This window comes from Cellulophaga baltica (assembly GCF_018861125.1).
In the GTDB taxonomy this organism is placed as follows: domain Bacteria; phylum Bacteroidota; class Bacteroidia; order Flavobacteriales; family Flavobacteriaceae; genus Cellulophaga; species Cellulophaga baltica_A.
Genome location: NZ_JAHKQN010000008.1, coordinates 1 through 2,034, shown reverse-complemented (window position 1 = coordinate 2,034; position 2,034 = coordinate 1). Strand labels below are relative to the sequence as shown.

Below are 2,034 nucleotides of genomic sequence, written 5' to 3'. Positions count from 1 at the left end.
CAGGACAAGACATTAAAAAAAACCAAAATCTAACTTGAAAGACCTCTATAATTTTCTATATACTATTTCTCCTATTCAAGAAAACACTTGGAATGAAGTGAAAAAACTTTTTACAGAACATTCCTTAAAAAAAGGTGAGTATTTTTTACAAGAAGGAGAGGTAGCTAAAAATTTTGGTTTTCTTAAACAAGGTGTTGTTAGAGCCTTCTATCGTAATAATGAAGGAGTAGAATATAACAAACATTTCTTTACAAAAAATAATATGATTGGAGGTTATTCTTCTTTGGTTACACAACTCCCAAACACTATAAATCAACAAGCATTAACGGACTGTGATTTACTAATAGGAAACTATAGAAAATTAATTGATTTATTAGACAAACATCAAGATTTAGAAAGACTTTTAAGAAAAATTGCTGAACATTATTTTGTTGATAAAGAAAAAAGAGAAGTAGAAATTGTGTTGTTAGAAGCAAACAAACGATATGCTATTTTTCAAAGACAACATCCTCAATTGGAACAATTAATTCCTCAATACCACATTGCCTCTTACCTTGGTATAACACCGACACAATTAAGTCGAATTAGAGCCCAAAATAACAAAAGCTAGTTTTCTTTACATATGTAAATGTGTACACGTATTATGTGTACTTCCTTTGTGTCATAATTAAAACGCTAAAATTATGATAGGAAAAATAATGTCGTTTGCAATATTGTCAATATTGTTCTCGTGCACGGAATCAGAAAACTTAAACACTCAAAAAAATAATATTATGGCTCAAGAAAAAAACAGTTTTATCAACCCAAAAGGATTGTTTAATCCTAAGTACAATGGCTTTTCTCATATTGTTAAAGTTCCAGCAGGAAAAGAAATGTATTATTTCTCAGGTCAATGGGCTTCAAACATAGAAGGTAAATTGGTTTCAGAAAATTTTGAAGAACAAGTTAAACAGACTGTTTCTAATGTAAAAACAGCTCTAGAATCAGCTGGATTATCATTAGATGATGTAGTGAAACAAACTGTTTATATAGTAGATTTTACACTAGAGAAAAAGCAAATTTTGATAGACGTAGCATCTAAAGAATGGAGGGTAAAAAATTTTCCAGCCAGTACTATTGTTCCTTTACCTTTATTAGCAACAGCTCCAAATTGTCTTATAGAAATTGAAATTATTGCTGCTAAATAACCTTAAAATGAAAAAACTAATTTTACTTATAATAATTGGAATGATTACGAATATATCACTTTCAGCTCAAAACAATAAAATTCTTTTTGTTTTGAGTGCAGCAGACACTTTAGAGCTTAATAAAGGACAAAAACTACGACAAACTGGAGTCTTTTTAAATGAATTTTATTTGGCATATAAATCTGTTTCGGAAAATGGATATACTGTGGAATTTGCCACACCAAATGGAGTTGTTACAACAATTGATGAAGAGAGTATCAATGATAAATATTGGAAAGAAATATTAGAAATTAAGAATGAAGCCATAGAATTTATAACAAAAGACAATTCATTCAATAACCCAATTACACTTGAAAACGCAATTGAAAATCAAGGTAATTATATAGGAATCATTATTCCAGGTGGGCAGGGTTTAATGATAGATTTAATAGTAGACAAAAATATTCCTACTCTTTTAAAACATTTTGCAAAAAAAAACAAACCAACTGGACTTATTTGCCACGCTCCTAGTCTTATTTTGACAATTCCAGCAGAAGAAAATCCTTATATTGGATATAAAGTCAATTCTGTATCACCTATTGAAGAATTTGTTATTGAAAAATTCATAATGAAAGGAAAACCTAAAAACAGAAAAATAGCTAGACAGTTAAGAAAATTTGGAATGAAATATAAAAGTGGCTTACCAAAATCAAACTTTGCGATAAAGGATAGAAATCTAGTTACTAGTCAAAATCCATTTTCTGGAAATTCTTTTAACATCCTTTATTTAGAAGCGTTAACAGAATATTTAGAAACAAAAAAATAAAATGAAAAGATAAAAACGCCACATAACAAAGAACTGAGGTAA

General features: G+C 28.9%; 3 protein-coding genes. All 3 read left to right on the top strand.

The annotated features are described in order from the left end of the window. The first annotated feature begins 34 nt into the window (after positions 1-34). The 3 genes from KO500_RS02715 (at position 35) to KO500_RS02705 (ending at position 1,992) form a co-directional block, all read left to right on the top strand. A complete protein-coding gene (locus KO500_RS02715; protein ID WP_215954967.1) occupies positions 35-610 on the top strand; it encodes a Crp/Fnr family transcriptional regulator in 576 nt (191 codons plus the stop codon). Between the two features lie 163 nt (positions 611-773). Next, positions 774-1,187: a RidA family protein gene (locus KO500_RS02710; RefSeq protein WP_215954966.1), complete on the top strand. Its 414-nt coding sequence runs from the start codon at positions 774-776 to the stop codon at positions 1,185-1,187. A 7-nt stretch (positions 1,188-1,194) separates the two neighbouring features. Continuing rightward, positions 1,195-1,992, top strand: coding sequence for a DJ-1/PfpI family protein (locus KO500_RS02705; protein ID WP_215954965.1), 798 nt, complete (start codon positions 1,195-1,197; stop codon positions 1,990-1,992). Positions 1,993-2,034: the final 42 nt, after the last annotated feature.